General features: G+C 60.7%; 14 protein-coding genes and 2 tRNA genes. 5 read left to right on the plus strand and 11 right to left on the minus strand.

Annotated features, from left to right (window positions below; all coding sequences use genetic code 11):
• Window positions 1-792, minus strand: a complete 792-nt coding sequence (gene cobM / locus GDJ93_RS05490) for a precorrin-4 C(11)-methyltransferase (protein WP_152068042.1) — start codon at window positions 790-792, stop codon at window positions 1-3.
• A gap of 458 nt (window positions 793-1,250) precedes the next feature.
• Between cobM and GDJ93_RS05495 the strand changes: the two genes are divergently transcribed.
• The 5 genes from GDJ93_RS05495 (at window position 1,251) to GDJ93_RS05515 (ending at window position 6,793) form a co-directional block, all read left to right on the plus strand.
• The gene (locus GDJ93_RS05495) at window positions 1,251-2,177 is read left to right on the plus strand and encodes a sirohydrochlorin cobaltochelatase (RefSeq protein WP_152068043.1); all 927 of its coding nucleotides are present in this window, start codon (window positions 1,251-1,253) and stop codon (window positions 2,175-2,177) included.
• A gap of 144 nt (window positions 2,178-2,321) precedes the next feature.
• Window positions 2,322-2,855 carry a hypothetical protein gene (locus GDJ93_RS05500; RefSeq protein ID WP_035138217.1) on the plus strand — a complete coding sequence of 178 codons (534 nt, stop codon included), beginning with the start codon at window positions 2,322-2,324 and terminating at the stop codon, window positions 2,853-2,855.
• A 4-nt stretch (window positions 2,856-2,859) separates the two neighbouring features.
• On the plus strand, window positions 2,860-4,431 hold the full coding sequence (locus GDJ93_RS05505; protein WP_152068044.1) for an ABC transporter substrate-binding protein: 1,572 nt from the start codon (window positions 2,860-2,862) through the stop codon (window positions 4,429-4,431).
• Between the two features lie 22 nt (window positions 4,432-4,453).
• On the plus strand, window positions 4,454-5,476 hold the full coding sequence (locus GDJ93_RS05510; RefSeq protein WP_152068045.1) for a FecCD family ABC transporter permease: 1,023 nt from the start codon (window positions 4,454-4,456) through the stop codon (window positions 5,474-5,476).
• A gap of 51 nt (window positions 5,477-5,527) precedes the next feature.
• Window positions 5,528-6,793 carry an ABC transporter ATP-binding protein gene (locus GDJ93_RS05515; protein WP_226812491.1) on the plus strand — a complete coding sequence of 422 codons (1,266 nt, stop codon included), beginning with the start codon at window positions 5,528-5,530 and terminating at the stop codon, window positions 6,791-6,793.
• A gap of 112 nt (window positions 6,794-6,905) precedes the next feature.
• Here the strand turns inward: GDJ93_RS05515 and GDJ93_RS05520 are convergent, their stop codons facing one another.
• The 10 genes from GDJ93_RS05520 to GDJ93_RS05565 form a co-directional block, all read right to left on the minus strand.
• On the minus strand, window positions 6,906-7,517 hold the full coding sequence (locus tag GDJ93_RS05520) for a TetR/AcrR family transcriptional regulator (RefSeq protein WP_055286458.1): 612 nt from the start codon (window positions 7,515-7,517) through the stop codon (window positions 6,906-6,908).
• Between the two features lie 116 nt (window positions 7,518-7,633).
• Window positions 7,634-8,941, minus strand: a complete 1,308-nt coding sequence (locus GDJ93_RS05525; RefSeq protein WP_152068047.1) for a lysylphosphatidylglycerol synthase transmembrane domain-containing protein — start codon at window positions 8,939-8,941, stop codon at window positions 7,634-7,636.
• A gap of 150 nt (window positions 8,942-9,091) precedes the next feature.
• Window positions 9,092-9,168, minus strand: a tRNA-Glu gene (locus GDJ93_RS05530).
• A gap of 22 nt (window positions 9,169-9,190) precedes the next feature.
• A tRNA-Glu gene (locus tag GDJ93_RS05535) sits at window positions 9,191-9,267 on the minus strand.
• A 127-nt stretch (window positions 9,268-9,394) separates the two neighbouring features.
• Window positions 9,395-10,789 carry a CCA tRNA nucleotidyltransferase gene (locus tag GDJ93_RS05540; protein ID WP_152068048.1) on the minus strand — a complete coding sequence of 465 codons (1,395 nt, stop codon included), beginning with the start codon at window positions 10,787-10,789 and terminating at the stop codon, window positions 9,395-9,397.
• Window positions 10,790-10,984: 195 nt separating this feature from the next.
• On the minus strand, window positions 10,985-11,917 hold the full coding sequence (locus tag GDJ93_RS05545; protein ID WP_152068049.1) for a 1-phosphofructokinase family hexose kinase: 933 nt from the start codon (window positions 11,915-11,917) through the stop codon (window positions 10,985-10,987).
• A gap of 188 nt (window positions 11,918-12,105) precedes the next feature.
• Window positions 12,106-13,038 (minus strand): 1-phosphofructokinase family hexose kinase, encoded by a 933-nt coding sequence (locus GDJ93_RS05550; protein WP_006233969.1) that lies wholly within the window; start codon window positions 13,036-13,038, stop codon window positions 12,106-12,108.
• Window positions 13,039-13,112: 74 nt separating this feature from the next.
• Window positions 13,113-14,816, minus strand: coding sequence for a phosphoenolpyruvate--protein phosphotransferase (gene ptsP / locus GDJ93_RS05555; RefSeq protein ID WP_152068050.1), 1,704 nt, complete (start codon window positions 14,814-14,816; stop codon window positions 13,113-13,115).
• Between the two features lie 133 nt (window positions 14,817-14,949).
• Complete coding sequence (locus GDJ93_RS05560) at window positions 14,950-15,213, minus strand: HPr family phosphocarrier protein (RefSeq protein WP_022094575.1); 264 nt, start codon at window positions 15,211-15,213, stop codon at window positions 14,950-14,952.
• 525 nt (window positions 15,214-15,738) lie between these two features.
• The gene (locus GDJ93_RS05565) at window positions 15,739-17,742 is read right to left on the minus strand and encodes a fructose-specific PTS transporter subunit EIIC (RefSeq protein WP_152068051.1); all 2,004 of its coding nucleotides are present in this window, start codon (window positions 17,740-17,742) and stop codon (window positions 15,739-15,741) included.
• Between the last annotated feature and the right edge of the window lie 89 nt (window positions 17,743-17,831).

The raw sequence follows: 17,831 nt of genomic DNA on the forward strand, positions 1-17,831 counted from the left end.
CTAGCTGCTCGCCTTCCGATACCCCGTGGCAAACGAAGGGTCGTAAAGCTTGCTGCGCTCGTACGACTCCGTTTGCGCGCCGTTGTGCGAAAGCCCGCCGCGAGCTCCGAGCACGCGGCCCACCACCACGAGCGCCGTGCGGTCGATGCCCTCTCGCGCGCCCGCGTCGGCGAGCGTGCCCACTGTGCATCGCACCACGCGCTCCTCAGGCCAGGTCGCCTTGTACACGAGCGCGGCCGGCTCGTCGGAGCTGCGGCCCGCGGCCAAAAGCTCGGCGGAAAGCTCGGCGAGCATACCCGAGCTCAGGAAGATGACCATAGTCGAGCCACTTTCCGCCATGGTGCGCATGCCCTCGCCCGCGGGCATGGGGGTACGTCCGGAAAGCCGCGTGATCACGACCGACTGGCTGATTCCCGGCAGCGTGTATTCCTGGCGAAGCGCCGCCGCGGCACCGCAAAAGCTCGACACGCCGGGCACCACCTCGTAGTCCACGCCGCGCGCGTCGAGCGCGTCCATCTGCTCCTGGATGGCGCCGTACAGGCACGGGTCGCCCGTGTGCAGGCGCACCACTTCCTCGCCCCGCGCATCTGCCGCGCACATCACGTCGAGCACTTCCTCCAAGGTCATGTGCGCGCTGTCGTAGACGATGCAGGATTCCTTGCACTCAGCGAGCAGCTCGGGGTTCACAAGGCTTCCCGCCCAAACGACCACGTCGGCTGCGCGCAGAAGGCGCGCCCCGCGCAGCGTGATAAGGTCGGCGGCGCCCGAGCCTGCGCCAACGATATGAATCATCCGAGCCTTCCCTTCCCGTTTCTCATCGCAACCGTTTACGCCGCCATTCGCGCAGCGGGCAAAACACGGCGCCTGCGGCGGCAATCGGCGCAAATACGCAGGCAGGAGGCGCAATGCCGCCCGCCCTGGCTTTGACACGTTCACAAGTGCCCATTATCATAGTAAAAGTTTCGGCAACGAGCATATGACAATCGGATAAAAGGAAATGACCGGCGCGGCGCCTGCACAGCCCGCGCTGGCTTGCGGAGGGAACCAGGTGGGAATCCTGGGCAAGGGACATTACTGTATAGGACGCGCGGGCGAACCGCCTCGCGCCCCAAGCCAGACTGCTTCGCCTTTTCCTCACGGCATCGCCGTGGCGTTAGCTCCTTGTGAACCCCGAGGGGTGCGCTTTTCTTTCGCTTGTGCCGACAAGCAACTGTCGCCGGGGGACCGGCAAACCGAGGAAAGGAAAAACCATGTCCGACCAGATGTCACGCCGCGGCTTCATGGGCGCCGCAGCAACCGGAGCCGTCGCGCTCGCCGGATTCGCGCTCGCGGGCTGCTCCAACACCTCCGCGAGTTCCGAGAAATCGAGTGAAAAGGAGAAGGCCGTGAAGCCGGTCATCCTCGTCACGAGCTTCGGCACGAGCTACAACGACTCGCGCCACATCACCATCGGCGCCATCGAAGACGCTATCCGCGAGAAGTACTGGCAGGACTACGACATCCGCCGCGCCTTCACCGCGCAGATCATCATCGACAAGCTGAAGAAGCGCGACGGCATCACGATCGACAACATGACTGAGGCGCTCGACCGCTGCGTGGAAGACGGCGTGAAGGAAATCGTCGTGCAGCCGACGCATCTCATGGGTGGCCTGGAATACACCGACGTGAAAGACGAGCTCGACAAGTACGCCGACAAGTTCGACAAGATCTCGCTCGGCGACCCGCTGCTCACCTCCGACGACGACTACAAGAAGGTGGCCGCAGCCATTAAGGAGAACATGGCATCCTTCGACGACGGCAAGACGGCGCTGTGCCTCATGGGCCACGGCACCGAAGCCGATTCCAACGCCGACTATGCCAAGATGCAGGAAGTGTTCAAGAACGAGGGCTTGACGCAGTTCTTCGTCGGCACCGTCGAGGCTGAACCGACCTGCGAGGATGTTATCGCCGCCGCGAGCGCCGCAGGCTACAAGAAGGCCGTGCTCGCGCCGTTCATGGTGGTCGCGGGCGACCACGCGAACAACGACATGGCAGACGAGACCGACCCCGACAGCTGGGCTGCGAAGTTCGTGGCCGCCGGCTTCGAAGTGACGTGCCTGCTCCAGGGTCTGGGACAGAACGTCGCGGTCGACGACATCTACGTCTCGCACGTGGACGACGCCATCGCCAAGCTGTAAACTCGCCGCGCACGGGGGCGCCGGTCGCGTCCCCGTGCAACGGGCATGCGCCTTCCCCGACTGACGGTGCATGCCCGTTGCATTCGCATCCCGCCCGCCCACCGCACGGCGCGGGCGGTCGAAGCGATTGAAAGGAACCCCTCCATGTTGAAGAAAACCCTTGCCTTCGCCCTGTCGGCGGCGCTTTTCGCGTTCTCGCTCGCCGGCTGCGGCGGAAATTCAATCGACAGCGCAAAGGCAAGCGATGCCGATTCCCAGGAAAAGACCGAACAGGCGGCCGATGCACCCGAGGGCGCAAGCGCTGCCCCCATCACCGCCGACAAGGTGGCCGACGGCACCTATCCGATCACCGTAGATTCCAGCTCGAACATGTTCAGGATTGTGGACGCCCAGCTCATCGTGGAAAACGGCTCCATGCACTGCGTGATGACACTTTCCGGCACGGGCTACGGCAAGCTCTTCATGGGCACGGGTGACGAGGCTGCCGCCGCGAGCGAGGCCGACTTCATCCCCTATGTGGAAAACGCGGAAGGCAAGTACACCTACGACGTGCCCGTTGAAGCGCTCGACGAGGACACCGCCTGCGCCGCGTGGAGTATTAGAAAAGAGCAGTGGTACGACCGCACGCTCGTGTTCGAATCCGCCGGCGTCGATCTGCGCGCCGACGCACTGAAGTAACGCCATGCGGTCGATTCTTCCCAAGGGGGAAAACAGGAAGCGCCACAGCATCGCGGCGCGCACGATCGCCTGCGTTCTCGTCGCTCTGCTCGCGCTTCCCTTCGCGGGGTGCAGTGCAAACCCAAACGCGACCGGTGGCACGGCGGGCTCTCAGGAATACACTGTGAGCGTCTCGCTTTCCGGTGGGTCAGGGCGTGCAAGCATCGCCTCGCCCACCACAATTGTGAAGGATGGCAACACCTACACCGCGACCATCACCTGGTCGAGTTCGAACTACGACAAGATGACCGTCGACGGCGTGGACTACGCGCCCGTAAACGACGGCGGCAACTCCACGTTCGAGATACCCGTCACGCTCGACGAGGACATCGCCGTATCGGCCGAGACCGTCGCCATGTCGACGCCGCACACCATCGACTACACGCTCTACTTCGACTCATCCACCATGAAGGAGAAATCGGGCGACGAAGCAAGCGGCGGCTCCCCTGCGGGAACGGCTTCAAGCGCCGCGGCCGACTTCCACAACGCCGATTTGGGCTGCGGATGGGAGCCGACGGGGACGCTTCAGCTTGAATACGCCGAGCACTTCACTGTCGACGAGTTCGAAGGCGGCCTGCGGCTTATCTGCATTTCGAACGGGGAGCGCTTCCTCGTGGTACCGCAAGATGCGAAGGTACCTGATGGGTTGAGCTCCGACATCGCGGTCATAAGGCGCCCCGCCGACAAGGTGTACCTCGTGTCGTCGGCGACGATGTGCCTGGTCGACGCGCTCGATGCGAACGACAATATCATCATGTCGGGCACGAAGGCCGACGATTGCTCGGTCGCGGGCTTCAAAAGCGCACTCGAAAGCGGGGCGATCGCCTACGGCGGCAAGTACAGCGCGCCCGACTACGAGCGAATATCGGCCTCGGGCTGCACGCTCGCCATCGAGAACACCATGATCAACCACACACCCGATGTGAAGGAAAAGCTGCAGAAACTCGGGCTCGTCGTGCTCACCGAACAGTCGTCGAGCGAGCCCGAAGCACTCGGGCGCGTCGAGTGGATTAAGCTTTTCGGCGTCCTGTTCGACAAGGAAGACGAGGCCGCGCACCTGTTCAACGAGCAGAAGGCCCGCGTCGAGCAAACGTCGGGGCTCGCGTCGTCAGGTAAAACCGTGGCGTATTTCTACATTAACTCGAACGGGGCCGCCGTCACGCGGCGGGCGGGCGACTACGTGGCGCAGATGATCGAGCTTGCAGGCGGCAACTACGCGCTCGATGACGCGCAGACGGCGTCGACGTCAGGTTCGTCAGTAACGCTCGAAATGGAGCGCTTCTACGCGACAACGAAGAATGCCGACATCATCGTCTACAACGGCACCATCGACGAATCGGTTGCCACCTTGAACGACTTCGTAGGCAAAAACGCGCTATTGTCGCAGTTCAAAGCCGTGAAGAACGGCAACGTCTGGGTCACAAGCGCCGACATGTACCAGCAGATGACTTCTACCGCCGACATTATCGACGAGCTGCACGGGGCGTTCACCGGCGATGACGCGAGCGACTTCCATTATCTGAGGAAGCTCGGCTAGCACCATGAAAAGCCGACTTTCCATGACATACGACGAATCGGGGCGCGCCGCGCGGTGTCGCGTCGTGACGGCGCTGCTCGCTGTTGCCCTCATCGTGCTCGTCGGGGCCAACCTGTGCATCGGGAGCGTGCTCGTGCCAGCAGACCACATCCCCGGCATCCTTTCGGGCGGCGCGGCCAATTCCATGGAAAGCCAGGTCATCTGGGAGATTCGCCTGCCGCGCGTGCTTTCAGCCGTGCTTCTCGGCGGGGCACTTTCGCTTTCCGGGTTCCTACTGCAGACGTTTTTCAACAACCCCATCGCCGACCCGTTCATCTTGGGCGTCTCCTCGGGCGCAAAGTTCGTCGTCGCGCTTACGATGATCGCACTTCTGGACGCGAACCAGGCCATGTCCTCGCCGGCCATGGTGGCCGCAGCGTTTCTGGGCTCGCTTATCACCATCGGCTTCGTGCTCCTCATCGCACGGCGCATAAGTTCCATGGCCATGCTCATCGTGGCGGGCGTCATGGTGGGATACATCTGCTCGGCGGCGACGAACTTCCTCATCGCCTTCGCCGACGACCAGTCCATCGTGAACCTGCACAACTGGTCTTTGGGTAGCTTCTCGGGTTCGAGCTGGAACGACATCGCGGTCATCGCGGTCGTGGTGATCACCGTGAGCGCATGCGTATTCGCGATATCGAAGCCCCTTTCCGCCTTCCAGCTGGGAGAAGCCTACGCGAAAAGCGTCGGCGTGAACGTCGCACGCTTCCGCGTGGTGCTCGTCCTTCTAGCGAGCATGCTCTCTGCCTGCGTGACCGCGTTCGCTGGTCCGGTGTCGTTCGTAGGCATCGCGGTTCCGCATCTCGTGAAGTCGGCGTTGAAGTCGTCGAAGCCCATCCGCGTGATTCCTGCGTGCTTCTTGGGAGGCGCCATCTTCTGCGCGGGCTGCGATTTGATCGCGCGCACGCTGTTCTCCCCCGTCGAGCTTTCCATCAGCGCCGTCACCGCCATCTTCGGCGCGCCGGTGGTTATTGCACTCATGTTGAAGAAGCGGGTGAGGTAGATGGGGGAATTCGTGCCGCGGACCAAAACGCTCGGAGGGAACATTCCATGCTTGGCCAGTCCTGAGCTCGCACGAAAGCGCCAGAAGGCACTTTCGGCTCGTGCGGAACTGCGCGCGGAACGCCTCCTTCGAGCGGAGTCGAACCTCGAAACCCCGGTCGAAACGCAGGCTGACGGAGCGCCGCTTTTCCGCATAAGCGACCTGTCGGCGGGCTACGACAAGAAGGTCGTAGTCGAAGGCGTCGATCTGGAGGTTCGAGCGGGCGACGTCGTGGCACTCATCGGGCCGAACGGCTCGGGCAAGTCGACCATCTTGAAAACCATCACACGCCATCTGGCACCGCTTGCCGGCGCGGTCGAGCTCGATGGACGGGAGATTTCCCGATGGAAGACGGCGGAGTTCGCAAGGAACCTTGCCGTTATGCTGACAGATCGCCCCCGGACCGAGCTCCTCACCTGCCGTGATATCGTAGAGGCGGGAAGGCATCCCTACACCGGGCGAATGGGCACACTCTCGCCCGACGACCATAGTCGGGTCGATGAGGCCATGAAAACCGCACATGTGGAAGAGCTCGCCGAGCGCGACTTCATGCAGATAAGCGACGGGCAACGCCAGCGCGTCATGCTCGCACGCGCCATCGCGCAGGATCCGCGTGTGCTCGTGCTCGACGAGCCCACGTCGTATCTCGATATCCGCTACCAGATCGACCTGTTGCGAATACTTCGCCACCTTGCGAAATCGCGGAATGTTGCTGTCATCATGTCCATCCACGAACTCGAGCTCGCGCAGAAAAGCGCCGACAAGGTGATTTGCATGAAGGACGGCCGGGTCTTCCGCGCCGGCGCACCCGAGGACATATTCATGCGCGAGACGATTGGCGAGCTCTACGGCCTTCAACATGGCACCTTCAACGAGCGCTTCGGAAGCGTGGAAATTGGGCGCCCGCACGGCGATGCGCACACGTTCGTCATCGCCGGCGCAGGTACGGGGTCGGCTGTGTTTCGCCAGCTCATCCGGCAAGGCAAGGCGTTCTACGCGGGCGTTCTGCACGAAGGGGACATCGACTGCGAGCTCGCGCGCGACCTGGCGGCGGAATGCGTGGCCGAGCGCGCCTTCGAGCCGATCGGGGATAAAACCATAGCCCGCGCCAAAGAGCTCCTCGTCCACTGCGCGCGCCTTATCGTGTGCCCCGCTGCCTTCGGCACCATAAACGCCCGCAACGCAGAGCTCGTCGAGTTCGCACGCTCACATGGTATCGAGGTCATGCGAGCGCGCGAAGGCGCATCGGAGGATTCCCATTTGGAATGGGAAGGATAAACTGGACTTTCTTTTAAGGATCCTCAGACTACAGCTCCTACGCCGGCGAGGTCTACAAGACGCCGGAGAACCTCGTGAACAGAAATTTCCACGCCGACGAGCCCAACTAGGCCTAATCCAAGCGAGATTCCAGACTCGACAGACCATTGAGAGTCAGATCGTTGGCGACCTCAGAGACGCGCTCGATAGGAACCGAGCCGTCAGACAGCGCCCATGTGCGATAGATACCGATAATACCCGACAGCAAAAACGCCAGATAGTAGTCGAACATCTCGTCCTTGAGACCTTGGGGCAGCAGATCGCGCTCGGCAATCTCGTGCTCGAGTGGCGCACGAAGACGAGCCATAAAATCATCGAGCGGAATGTTCTCGATCAGCTGACGATTGAGCACCAAGTTGTTGCACAGTGCCTCGTTAACGGTTTTAAAGAAGGTCGCCGCCGCGCCAAGAGCGCGCTCGCTGGTGTCACCGTCCATAGAAGCAAGCGTTTTCTCGACCGAGTCGACAATCATCTCCACCACATCGACGGCAATGGCATCGAGCAGGCCGTCAACCGTACCAAAGTGAACGTAAAAGGTCTTGCGGTCGACATTGGCCTCGCGCGCGATGGCACTCACCGTAATGTCTGCCAGCGGCTTTTCCATGAGCAGGCGCTCGAAAGCCGAAAGGATGGCATTACGGCTGCGAATGATGCGACGATCAAGACGCGGTTTGCTGGTTGCCATGGGCGTGTCCCTTCGATATGCAAGCATTCATCAACAGATGAGAGATAATCTACGTAAGAGGATTATCCCCCATACAGCACAAATATGCCTCGCATCATGAAGAACGCACGACTGCCCTACTGCGACTTGGGATGCTTCTTCTTATTGAGTGCCGACGGAGATACGCGAATACCATCGCCTGTCTGGCGCACATAGGCTTTATGAGCCGGCTTAGCGGTCCCAGAAGCCTTCTGAGCGCGCTTCTTGGGATCAACGGTAACAGCATTCGTGGGGTGGGGCTTTGTGGGCGCAGAGGGCGTTTGAGGCGTGCGACCGAGCTTGCGCATCACGCGATCCCAGCGCGCATGGATGCTCTCGTTGTGGGCACTCTTAAGGCCCAGCAGGGGCGCAGCCAAAATGGTCGGCGCAATAAACGTAATGAGGCGCCACAGCAGATAGCCGGCGGTCGAAGCCGACCCAAAGAAATGACCCAAGAACAATGCAAAGCCGCCCTCAGCGCCACCAGTTCCACCGGGCAGGGGGACCGCAGAGCTCAACAGCTGGACAAAGGCGCTCGCGGCCATGACCGAGAAAAAGTCGACCTCGTGGTGGCCAAAGGCAAGCATCAGGAAATACGGCACGAGGTAGAAAAACGCGAGCTGTAGCATGGTGATGACCACCGTGAGCAGCATGGACGAAAAGTGGCCAGCCGAAAGCTTGAACTTCTCGGAGAACGAGTAGATCTCGCCATCGACAAACGTGCGCCATCCCTCGATCTTAGTGGACGAGACGCCTATGCGCTCGAGCCAATTAATGATGCAATGGGCGACGCGCGTGACGGTCTTAGGCATGAGCGCGACGGCGAAGATGCCAAGCAAGATGCAGCAGTGCCCACCAAAGCTAAAGACGCACAGCAGCGTCATGTCGCCATAGCGCTCGGCAAAAAACGGCATGCGAGCAAGCAGGAGGATAGCGCCCCAGGCAACGAGGCCAAACTGGTACACGATAAAGCGCGTGAACTGCGTGGCTCCGGCCTCGCCGACATTTTGGCCCGCTTTGGTCAGGCGGTAGATCTGGGCGGGAGTCGAGCCCATCATCATAGGCGTCAAGTTGCCAAAGAAGATGCCACTCGCCTCGACCGAAATGAGGTCGCGAATACCGACGGGCGAATATGGGTCGAGCCAGACGGCGATCGCATAGGCCACAATGCCAAAGAACAGATACATGAACATGCAAAGACACGCGACAACGAGCCATGGCGCCTGGACGCTCGACATAGCGGCCCAGAACTGCCCCATCTGCCCGGTAACCACCAGATAGACGATATAACCCACCAGCACGACGCCGATAAAGATGGCGCCACGGCGTGCACTCTTATTGTCATCTCCGCCCGAGGCCTCAACCTCGACCTGGGGCTTAGACGTATGCTGAGAGGACTCCGTCATGAGACTCCTTCTAACAGTCAAAATATCTTGCATATTGTACCCGTAAGGGCCATAGGCAGAACGAAAAGCTCTGGTTCAAACGGGAATTGCAGACGGTTGTTTGATAATAAAAAACCCGGCCTTCCATGGGAAGTCCGGGTATCAGATGCGTGGTAGCCCGTACCAGATTCGAACTGGTGATCTCCGCCTTGAGAGGGCGGCGTCCTAAACCGCTAGACGAACGGGCCATAAGCCTCAGCAGAAAAGAAATGGTAGCCCGTACCAGATTCGAACTGGTGATCTCCGCCTTGAGAGGGCGGCGTCCTAAACCGCTAGACGAACGGGCCACATGACATCTGCACTGCCGTGCTGCGAGGAAATATATTACGGGACAAAAAACGTCAGCGCAAGAAGAAATTCCAAATTGCCGAAAAATTGTCGGCAGGTTATGGAACACGCAGGTAAACTGGGTAGCTAATTCAAGTTGAGATGGACCAAAAGAGCTTCGCGATCGTTGGGAATGTTGTCTTCGATCACGGCGTCGAGGGCGGCGTTGAGAAGCTGACCCAGTTCCGGCCCGGGCTTGACTCCGGCACGGATCAGGTCGCCGCCGTTGATGGCGAGCATCTTGAGCATATAGGGCTCCCCTGCCTTCAGCAGCTCGTGCGCCATCGCGCGCATCTCCTCAATCGTCTCAACGTAATAGAAGCACGACGGGGCCTTGCCGAGCGTGTCAGCACGCTTAAGGTCCATGAGCTCGTCAATCAGACGGGCCGTGTCGACGCCCTCGCCAGAAAGCGCACACATCATATTGAGCAGGCAGGATCGCTCGGGACGCAGCGGTTTGTCGTGATATTTGATGAGCAGGCACACGTCGCGCACCAGGTCGTGCGAGAGAGCCAGGCGATCCATAATGACGCGCGCTTTCTTGGCGCCGAGCTCGGGATGACCGTAGAAGTGTCCGCTGCCGGCGTGATCGACCGTAAAGCACTCGGGCTTGGAGACATCGTGCAAAAACGCCGCCCACATAAGGCTCGACGATGGCGCGACGCCGTCGCACAGCGCCAGCTCCCCTGCCACTGTCAGCACACGGGCGATATGCTCGTAGACGTTAAACGCATGGTAGACACTTCGCTGATCAAACCCGCGACCCGCTGCCAACTCGGGCACAGCGGCACAGATGAGCTCGGGATAGCGAAGCATCGCGTCTCCCCCATGACCGGTCGAAAGAATGCCCTCGAGCTCAATACCCACACGCTCGCGCGCCACGGCATCGAGCAGCGGCGCGCACTCGGCAAGCGCACGCTTAGTCTCGGGCTCAATCATAAAGTCCAGGCGGCAGGCAAAGCGCACCGCGCGCAGCATGCGCAGGGCGTCCTCGTTAAAGCGACGCTTGGGATCGCCGACAGCGCGAATCAGCTTGCGCCCCAAGTCACCCTGGCCGTCGTAGCGGTCGACAAGCCCGCGCTCGGGATGCCAGGCCATGGCGTTGACGGTAAAGTCGCGGCGCGCCAGATCGTCCTCGAGCGAGGCGGCACGCTCCACACTCTGGGGATGGCGCCCATCGGTATAGAAGCCATCCAGACGGTACGTGGTGACCTCGATACGCTCGCCATCGGAAATAGCCGTGATTCCGCCAAATTTAATGCCCGACTCCACGACCGCGATATCAGCGGCCTCGAGCGCCGCCTTGGACTCCTGCCACAGGCCACTACAGCACATATCAACATCGTGGCTGGGGCACCCCATCAGGGCGTCGCGCACCCAACCGCCCACGTACCAAGCCTCAAGACCAGCCGCCTCAAGCGCGCGCAGGACGCGTAGGGACGCATCGGACGGTTGCGTACCGTTGAGCGAAACATTGCACATGCCTATGGCCTCCTGCACTTGTGAGCGTTAATCGATGGTTCTCAAGAAGTCTAACAAGAAACGAGAAAGCGCGCGCACGCAATCGCGTCGTTGATTAGATAAAACGAGACAGCAGACACCACATATGTTCAGCGCGCAAAAAACACCCGCCTTGGTAATCCAAAGCGGGTGTTCGACAACGATGTATCGATGCGGCTAGCAGACCTGGCGAACCTCGATGTGCTTCTTATATTCGTCCACCTTGGCAAAATCGCCCAAACCGGGGCACTCGACCACGTTGGCGCCGGTGGCCATCGACAGGCGCAGGGCGTCCTCGACGCGCTCGGGGGCGTCGTGCCACACGGACAAGAAGGCAGCGAGCGAGGAATCGCCGGCGCACACCGTCGAAAGCAGCTTGACGTCGAAGGTGCGGTTGGCAAACCAGATATGCTCGCCGTTGGAGAAGTACGCGCCGTCGCCACCGAGGGTCAGCAGCACGTTCTTGGCGCCCTTGGCGTGCAGCTCGGCCATCGCGCCCTTGACGGACTCGTCGTCGCCACCGCTCACCTTGATGCCAAAGATGTCGAGCAGCTCGTCATCATTGGGCTTGATCAGCAGCGGCTCCATGGCAATGAGGTCTGCCAGCTGATGGCTCGAGATGTCGAGGACAAACTCGGCCCCCTTGGCCTTGACACGGCGCAGGACCTCGGCCAGGAAGCCCTCGGAAGTGTTGGGAGGCAGCGAGCCGCTGATGACCAGGCAGGTCATGTCATCGAGCGAATCGATGAGCTCAAACATCTCTTGCTCGTTGGCCTCGTTGATGGCGGCACCGGCGTTGACCATGTTGTACTCGGTGTCGGGGCCGGCATTGAGGAACACGTTGACGCGCGTGATGCCGTCGGTCCACACGGGCTTGACGGGCACGCCCAGGGCCTCGGCGCCCTTGACGATAAACTCGCCCGAGAAGCCAGCGAAGAAGCCCAGGATCGTGGTGTCGACACCGTAGTGGTCAAGCGTAAACGAGACGTTGAGGCCCTTGCCGTTGGGCGTATAGACGGCGTTGCGAGTACGCGTGACGGTGTTGGCAGCAAGGCCGTCGCAGGCGATGTTGTAGTCAATGGCGGGATTTGCAGTGAGCGTGTAAATCATGAATGTTCCTTTCACGAAGCAACGTGTTAATGAAAGTATATTCCACGCATCGGTAAAAGGCTAGGACAACTCGGTGAACGGTGTGGAAGCGATGAAGTACGGCAGGACATCTCTCCCCTATGACGGAACAAAAAGGCGCCCTGGCCGAAACCGGGGCGCCGCATGCGCACGAATATGTCGCGTTTCGATTACTGACGATCGAGCTTGCGGACAGCAACGCGCTTGCTGTACTCGTCGACGTGACCAAAGTCGCCAATACCGACGGACTCGGCGACGTTGGCGCCGGTGGCCATAGCGAGCTTCATGGCCTCCTCGACGTTGTCGCGATCCCTGTACCACTTGTGCAGGAACGCAGCGAGGGTGCAATCGCCGGCGCAGACGGAAGAAACCAGCTTGATGTTGAACTCACGCTTGGCGTACCAGATGTCCTCGCCGTTGGAGAAGTAAGCGTCGCCGCGGCTACCGCGGGTGAGCAGCACGTTCTGAACGCCAGCGTCGTGAGCCATCTTCATGGCAACGCGAACCTCGTCGTCGGTATCGACCGGCACGCCGAAGATGGCCTTCATCTCGTGATGGTTCGGCTTGATGAGCAGCGGCTTCTTGTGAGCGAGCTCCTTGAGCTTGTCGGAGGACAGGTCCAAGACGACGTCGGCGCCACGAGCCTGAGCGTGCTCCATGACCTGAGCCAGGAAGTCAGGCGTAGCTTTGGGAGGCACGGAGCCGGAAACGATCAGGCACTCGAGATCGCCCGCGGTGTCCAGGATGTTGTAGAGCTCCTCCTGGTGCTGCGGCGTGATCGGAGCACCCGGGTTCAGGATGCCGTACTCGTGCTGGCCATCGTTGACGTAGGTGTTAATGCGCGTGATACCGTCGGTCCAGACCGGGCGGCAGAGGCAACCCAGGTTCATGACCTCCTCGACGATGAACTTGCCCGTAAAGCCAGCGAAGAAGCCGAGCGCAACGGTGTCGACGCCCATCTTCTTAAAGGCGAAGGACACGTCGAGGCCCTTGCCGTTAGCCGTGTAGCTGGCCGAGCCGGTGCGGACGTTCTCGTCGGGCTCGAGCGGAGAGCTCGAAACCGTCATGTCGACAGCCGGGTTAGCGGTTAGCGTGTAGAACATTTACAGTACCCCCTGTATATGTGAGGGCCGCGTGGCCGGCCCATTCCAACCACGCGGTTACCTCTGATACCAAATTAGCGAGCTGCGGACTCGAGCAGTGCCTTGACCTCGGCGGCGGTGTTGCAGGCGAGTGCCTTCTCGGCGAGCTCGTCGCACTCGGCCTTGGTCCACTGGCTGATGGTCTTGCGGGCGCGCAGGATCGACGGAGCGCTCATCGAGAACTCCTCCAGGCCCCAGCTGATCAGCAGCGGCTCGAGCAGCGGATCGGCAGCGGCCTCGCCGCACATACCGACCATGATGCCGGCCTTCACGCCGCTCTCGATGATGTTCTTGAGCGAGCGGAGCACGGCGGGATAGTAAACCTGGTACAGGTTGGAGATGGTGTCGTTACCACGGTCGGCGCACATGGTGTAGCCGATCAGGTCGTTGGTGCCGATGGAGAAGAAGTCGGCGACCTCGGCAAGACGGTCTGCGAGCAGCGAAGCGGCGGGCGTCTCGACCATGATGCCGACCTCGATGTTCTCGTTGAACTTGCGACCCTCTTCGGTCAGCTCGGCCTTGCACTGCTCGACGAGCTCCTTGACAGCCAAGACCTCCTCGACGCAGGTGACGAGCGGGATCATGATCTTGACGTCACCGAAGGCGCTAGCGCGCAGCAGAGCGCGGAGCTGGACCTTGTACTGGTCGGGATTGGCCAGGCAGTAACGCACGGCGCGGAAGCCCATGAAGGGGTTGTCTTCCTTGACCATATGCAGATACGGAATCTCCTTGTCGCCACCCACATCGAGCGTGCGGATGATGACCGGAGTACCCTTGAGCGCGCTGGCGACCTTACGGTAGGCGTTGAACTGCTCCTCCTCGGAAGGAAGCTCAGCAGAGTCCATGAACAGGAACTCGGAGCGGAACAGACCGATGGCCTCGGCGTCGTGATCGAGCGCGTTGGGCACGTCATCGGGGTTACCGATGTTGCAGGCGATGATCTTCTTGATGCCATCGGCAGTCACGGACGGCTTGCCGCGGAAGGCCTCGAGGGCTGCCTTCTCGGCAGCGAAGGCCTCGGCCTTGGCGGTGTAGGCGGCGAGCGTCTCCTCGTCGGGATCGGCCTCAACGATACCCTTGCCACCGTCGACGACAACGGTCATACCGTTGCGCAGCGCGGTGCAGCTATTGGAAACCGAAAGGACAGCCGGGATCTCGAGGGCGCGCGCAATAATCGCGGAGTGCGACGTGCGGCCACCGGTCTCGGTGACGATACCGGCAACGTGGGCCTTATCGATCGTGGCGGTCATGGACGGCGTGAGGTCGTGAACGACAACGACAGTATTCTCGGGCAGGACGGAAAGGTCGACGACCTCCTTGCCCAGCAGCTCGGCCAGAATACCGGTGCGGATGTCGGCGATGTCGGCCGCGCGCAGACGAAACATCTCGTCGTCCATGGACAGGAACATGTTCTCGAACATGGTCGAGGTGTCCATGAGCGCCTGCTCGGCGCAGGTACCGCCGTCAATGGCGGCGTTGATGGCGTCGGTCATGCCCGGGTCCTGAGCCAGGACAATGTGTCCGCTCATGATCTCGGCCTCGGCCTCGCCCACCGTCTCCTTCATGTGGTCGGCCTGAGCCTGGGTCTTCTCGCAGAAGACCGAAAGAGCGGACTGATAGCGCTCCTTCTCTGCTGCCGAATCGGCAACCTCGTGCGGCTCAAACGTCAAGTCGGGATCGACGGCGACCATGACGGTGCCGATACCGATGCCCTCGGAAGCGTTGACTCCCTGATACATTCCCATTCCTCTCTCCGTGTCATGTGATAAAGCGTTTTGCCATATCCATGACAAAAGAGCGCAGCTACCTTACAACAGGTCACTGCGCCCCCAAATATGAACTTAGTTGTTCAACATGCGACCCGTTTGAGTTCTACTCGCCAAGACCGCTCTTGATGAGCTCGATGGCAGCAGCCAGAGCCTCGGCCTCGTCAGCGCCGTCGCACTTGACCTCGACCTCGGTACCGCAGGGGATACCAGCAGCCATAAGTGCCATCGGGGACTTGCCGTTGACCTCCTTCTCGGGGGTGACGACCGTCACGTCACAGGCGTACTTGCCCATGGTGGAGGCGAACAGACCAGCCGGACGCATGTGCAGACCCTGAGGATTAACGAGGGTAGCCTTCTCAGAAACCATAATTGACTCCTTTTTGTGTTTAACCCCTGTCATGCATGTGGCAGGAGTCAGATTCACGACGTTGTTTATATTAACTCACATCAAACGGTTTTTCATTGTGTTTCACACGAATTGTTGGACAGATGTCGTATCCCTGCGCTCGCCCGCCGGGCGGGGCGGTTAAGTTTGCTGCTCTACAGTCCTGCGCAAGACGGAAAGCACATTAAGTGCTTTCCTTTGCGTGCGGAACTCGCGACAAACTTAACCGCCCCGCCCGGCGGGCGAGCTGCGGAAACTCGGTCGGTCCAGAGCAATATCGGCGGAACGGAATTCTGGCTGAGGATCTGTTCGCGACAAAGACTCAATGGGCAGTTCCCTCTATGTCCTTCTGTAAGTTGCGGTGAAATAGGGACTGATTTTGCGGTTGAAACGTTTAAACAGTCCCTATTTCACCGCAACTTACAGAAGGGAATGAAAAAAGGCGGGGGCTCCGGGTAAAGTCCTCGCCTTTATTACAGGGGGCGATGTTATTCGCGTACCGTGGAATTAGACCAGGCGGGCGTTGATCGTCTTGGCGATCTCGGCGGCGTCGGTGGAACCCTTGACGGTGGCACGGAAGTCCTCGTCCATGAGCGCCTCGGCGACCTTGGACAGGATCTTGAGGTGCGTAGTGCCGGCCTGGGCACCGGGGATGAGCAGGGCGATAGCCACGTTGACGGGAGCGCCGTCCATGGTGTCCCAACCGGTCACGCCGGACTCGTCCTTGACGACGATGACGGCAGCCTCGGTAATGGCGTCGGACTTGGCATGCGGGATGGCGAAGCCCTCCATCATGCCCGTGGTGCCCTCGGCCTCGCGGGCCAGGAAGGCGTTCATCACGGCGTCGGCGTCGCTGGCGATACCGGCCTTGACGGCCTGGTTGGAAACGAAGCTCAGAGCCTCGTCACGAGAAGCGAAGTCCTCGGCGACAAAGACATTCTCGACCTTCACGAAGTCGGCAGCCTCGGCCTTGGGGGCCTCGACGGCAGCGGCCTTGGGAGCCTCAACCGGCTTGGCTGCAGGAGTGGCCTTCTGGTTCTTCTCAAAGTCGTACTTCTTGAAGGCCACGAAAAGGATGCCACCGACCACAGCGCCGATGAGGATCGCGAGGACCCAAAGCGGACCGTTCTCGACAACGGGCAGGACCAGGAAGCCACCGTGAGGCGCCGGATCGTGAACGTTGAACATAATGGTCAGGATCGAAGCGATAGAGGAACCGAGCATCATGATGGGCATGACGGGCCAGATGTTCTTGGTCATGAACGGAATGGCGCCCTCGGTGATGTGGGTGCAACCAAGGATGAGGTTGACGACACCGGCGTCGTGATCCTCCTGGCTGAAGTACTTCTTGCCGACAACGACGGCAAAGGTGGTGATCAGCGGCGGAACGATGCAGGCGGCGGAGACGGCAGCCATGAAGTTGGTGCCGAAGTTATAGGTATCGGTGCCAACACCGGCGGCCAGAGCCTCGGTGAGCATAGCGGTACCGGTGACGTAAGCAGCCTTGTTGACCGGGCCGCCCATGTCAAAGGCGCACATGCAGCCGATGGCAAGACCCAGGACAACGGCGCCAGAGGCGGACAGGCCCTTGAGGAAGTCCATCATGGCGGTGTTGATGGCAGCCATGGGGCCGGAAATGCCGAGCATGACCAGGCCGACGATAGCCGTCGAGAACAGCGGGTACAGGAAGATAGCCTTGAGGCCGTCCAGATTCTTGGGCAGACCGGCAAAGACCTTCTCGAGCAGCAAGATGACATAGCCGGCAAGGAAGCCGCCGACGATGCCGCCCAGGAAGCCGAAGCCCACGCCGGCGCCACCGGCATCGATCATGCCGGTCTCGGCGTTAACAGGCAGGCCCTGGATGGCGATCATACCGGCAACAAAGCCGGGGACGAGCGCCGGGCGCTTGCCGATGGATTCGGCGATGTAGGCGGAAAGCACCGGAACCATAAGGTTCATGGCGATGCCGCCGATGATCTTGAGCATCGCAGCAAAACTGTTGTAGTCAGACGCCGTCGAATCGAAGGACGTAATGCCCCACAGGAACGAGACAGCGGTCAGAACACCACCAGCAACAACGAAGACCAGCATGTGGCTGACGCCGTTCATGAGGTGCTTGTAGATGACGTGGCCGATGGACTCCTTCTCCTCGACCTCATCCTCGACATCGGCAGCGGCTGCAACCGTGCTGTCGCCCTTGGCGGCGAGCGCGCGGTCAATCAGCTTACCGGCGGCCTCAACGGACAGGGCCTTGGAAACACCAACGGAAACCATGGGCTTACCGGCGAAACGCTCAGCCTGGACATCCTTGTCGGCTGCGACGACGACGGCCTTGGCACCAGCGATCTCACTCTTGGTGAGCTCGTTCTCGACACCGACCTGGCCATGAGTCTCGACCTTAATGGTCAGACCGCGCTCGGCAGCTGCCTTCTCCAGCGCCTCCTTCGCCATGAAGGTGTGCGCAATGCCGGTCGGGCAACCGGTCGCGGCGATGATGTCAAACTTAGCCATGTGTCCCTCCTTCTTGAGTACAGCGCCCGCGGGCGCTCCCCTACACGCGCTTCGATGCGCGTTTTTCCACAACTGAAAGATACCAACCT

It is taken from the genome of Collinsella aerofaciens (assembly GCF_902501475.1).
In the GTDB taxonomy this organism is placed as follows: Bacteria; Actinomycetota; Coriobacteriia; order Coriobacteriales; family Coriobacteriaceae; genus Collinsella; species Collinsella aerofaciens_AL.

What these genes read in the sequence shown, in the direction of transcription:
- cobM (WP_152068042.1), bottom strand. Translation starts at nt 792, where the DNA reads ATGATTCATATCGTTGGCGCAGGCTCGGGCGCCGCCGACCTTATCACG.
- GDJ93_RS05495 (WP_152068043.1), top strand. Translation starts at nt 1,251, where the DNA reads ATGTCCGACCAGATGTCACGCCGCGGCTTCATGGGCGCCGCAGCAACC.
- GDJ93_RS05500 (WP_035138217.1), top strand. Translation starts at nt 2,322, where the DNA reads ATGTTGAAGAAAACCCTTGCCTTCGCCCTGTCGGCGGCGCTTTTCGCG.
- GDJ93_RS05505 (WP_152068044.1), top strand. Translation starts at nt 2,860, where the DNA reads ATGCGGTCGATTCTTCCCAAGGGGGAAAACAGGAAGCGCCACAGCATC.
- GDJ93_RS05510 (WP_152068045.1), top strand. Translation starts at nt 4,454, where the DNA reads ATGACATACGACGAATCGGGGCGCGCCGCGCGGTGTCGCGTCGTGACG.
- GDJ93_RS05520 (WP_055286458.1), bottom strand. Translation starts at nt 7,517, where the DNA reads ATGGCAACCAGCAAACCGCGTCTTGATCGTCGCATCATTCGCAGCCGT.
- GDJ93_RS05525 (WP_152068047.1), bottom strand. Translation starts at nt 8,941, where the DNA reads ATGACGGAGTCCTCTCAGCATACGTCTAAGCCCCAGGTCGAGGTTGAG.
- GDJ93_RS05540 (WP_152068048.1), bottom strand. Translation starts at nt 10,789, where the DNA reads ATGTGCAATGTTTCGCTCAACGGTACGCAACCGTCCGATGCGTCCCTA.
- GDJ93_RS05545 (WP_152068049.1), bottom strand. Translation starts at nt 11,917, where the DNA reads ATGATTTACACGCTCACTGCAAATCCCGCCATTGACTACAACATCGCC.
- GDJ93_RS05550 (WP_006233969.1), bottom strand. Translation starts at nt 13,038, where the DNA reads ATGTTCTACACGCTAACCGCTAACCCGGCTGTCGACATGACGGTTTCG.
- ptsP (WP_152068050.1), bottom strand. Translation starts at nt 14,816, where the DNA reads ATGTATCAGGGAGTCAACGCTTCCGAGGGCATCGGTATCGGCACCGTC.
- GDJ93_RS05560 (WP_022094575.1), bottom strand. Translation starts at nt 15,213, where the DNA reads ATGGTTTCTGAGAAGGCTACCCTCGTTAATCCTCAGGGTCTGCACATG.
- GDJ93_RS05565 (WP_152068051.1), bottom strand. Translation starts at nt 17,742, where the DNA reads ATGGCTAAGTTTGACATCATCGCCGCGACCGGTTGCCCGACCGGCATT.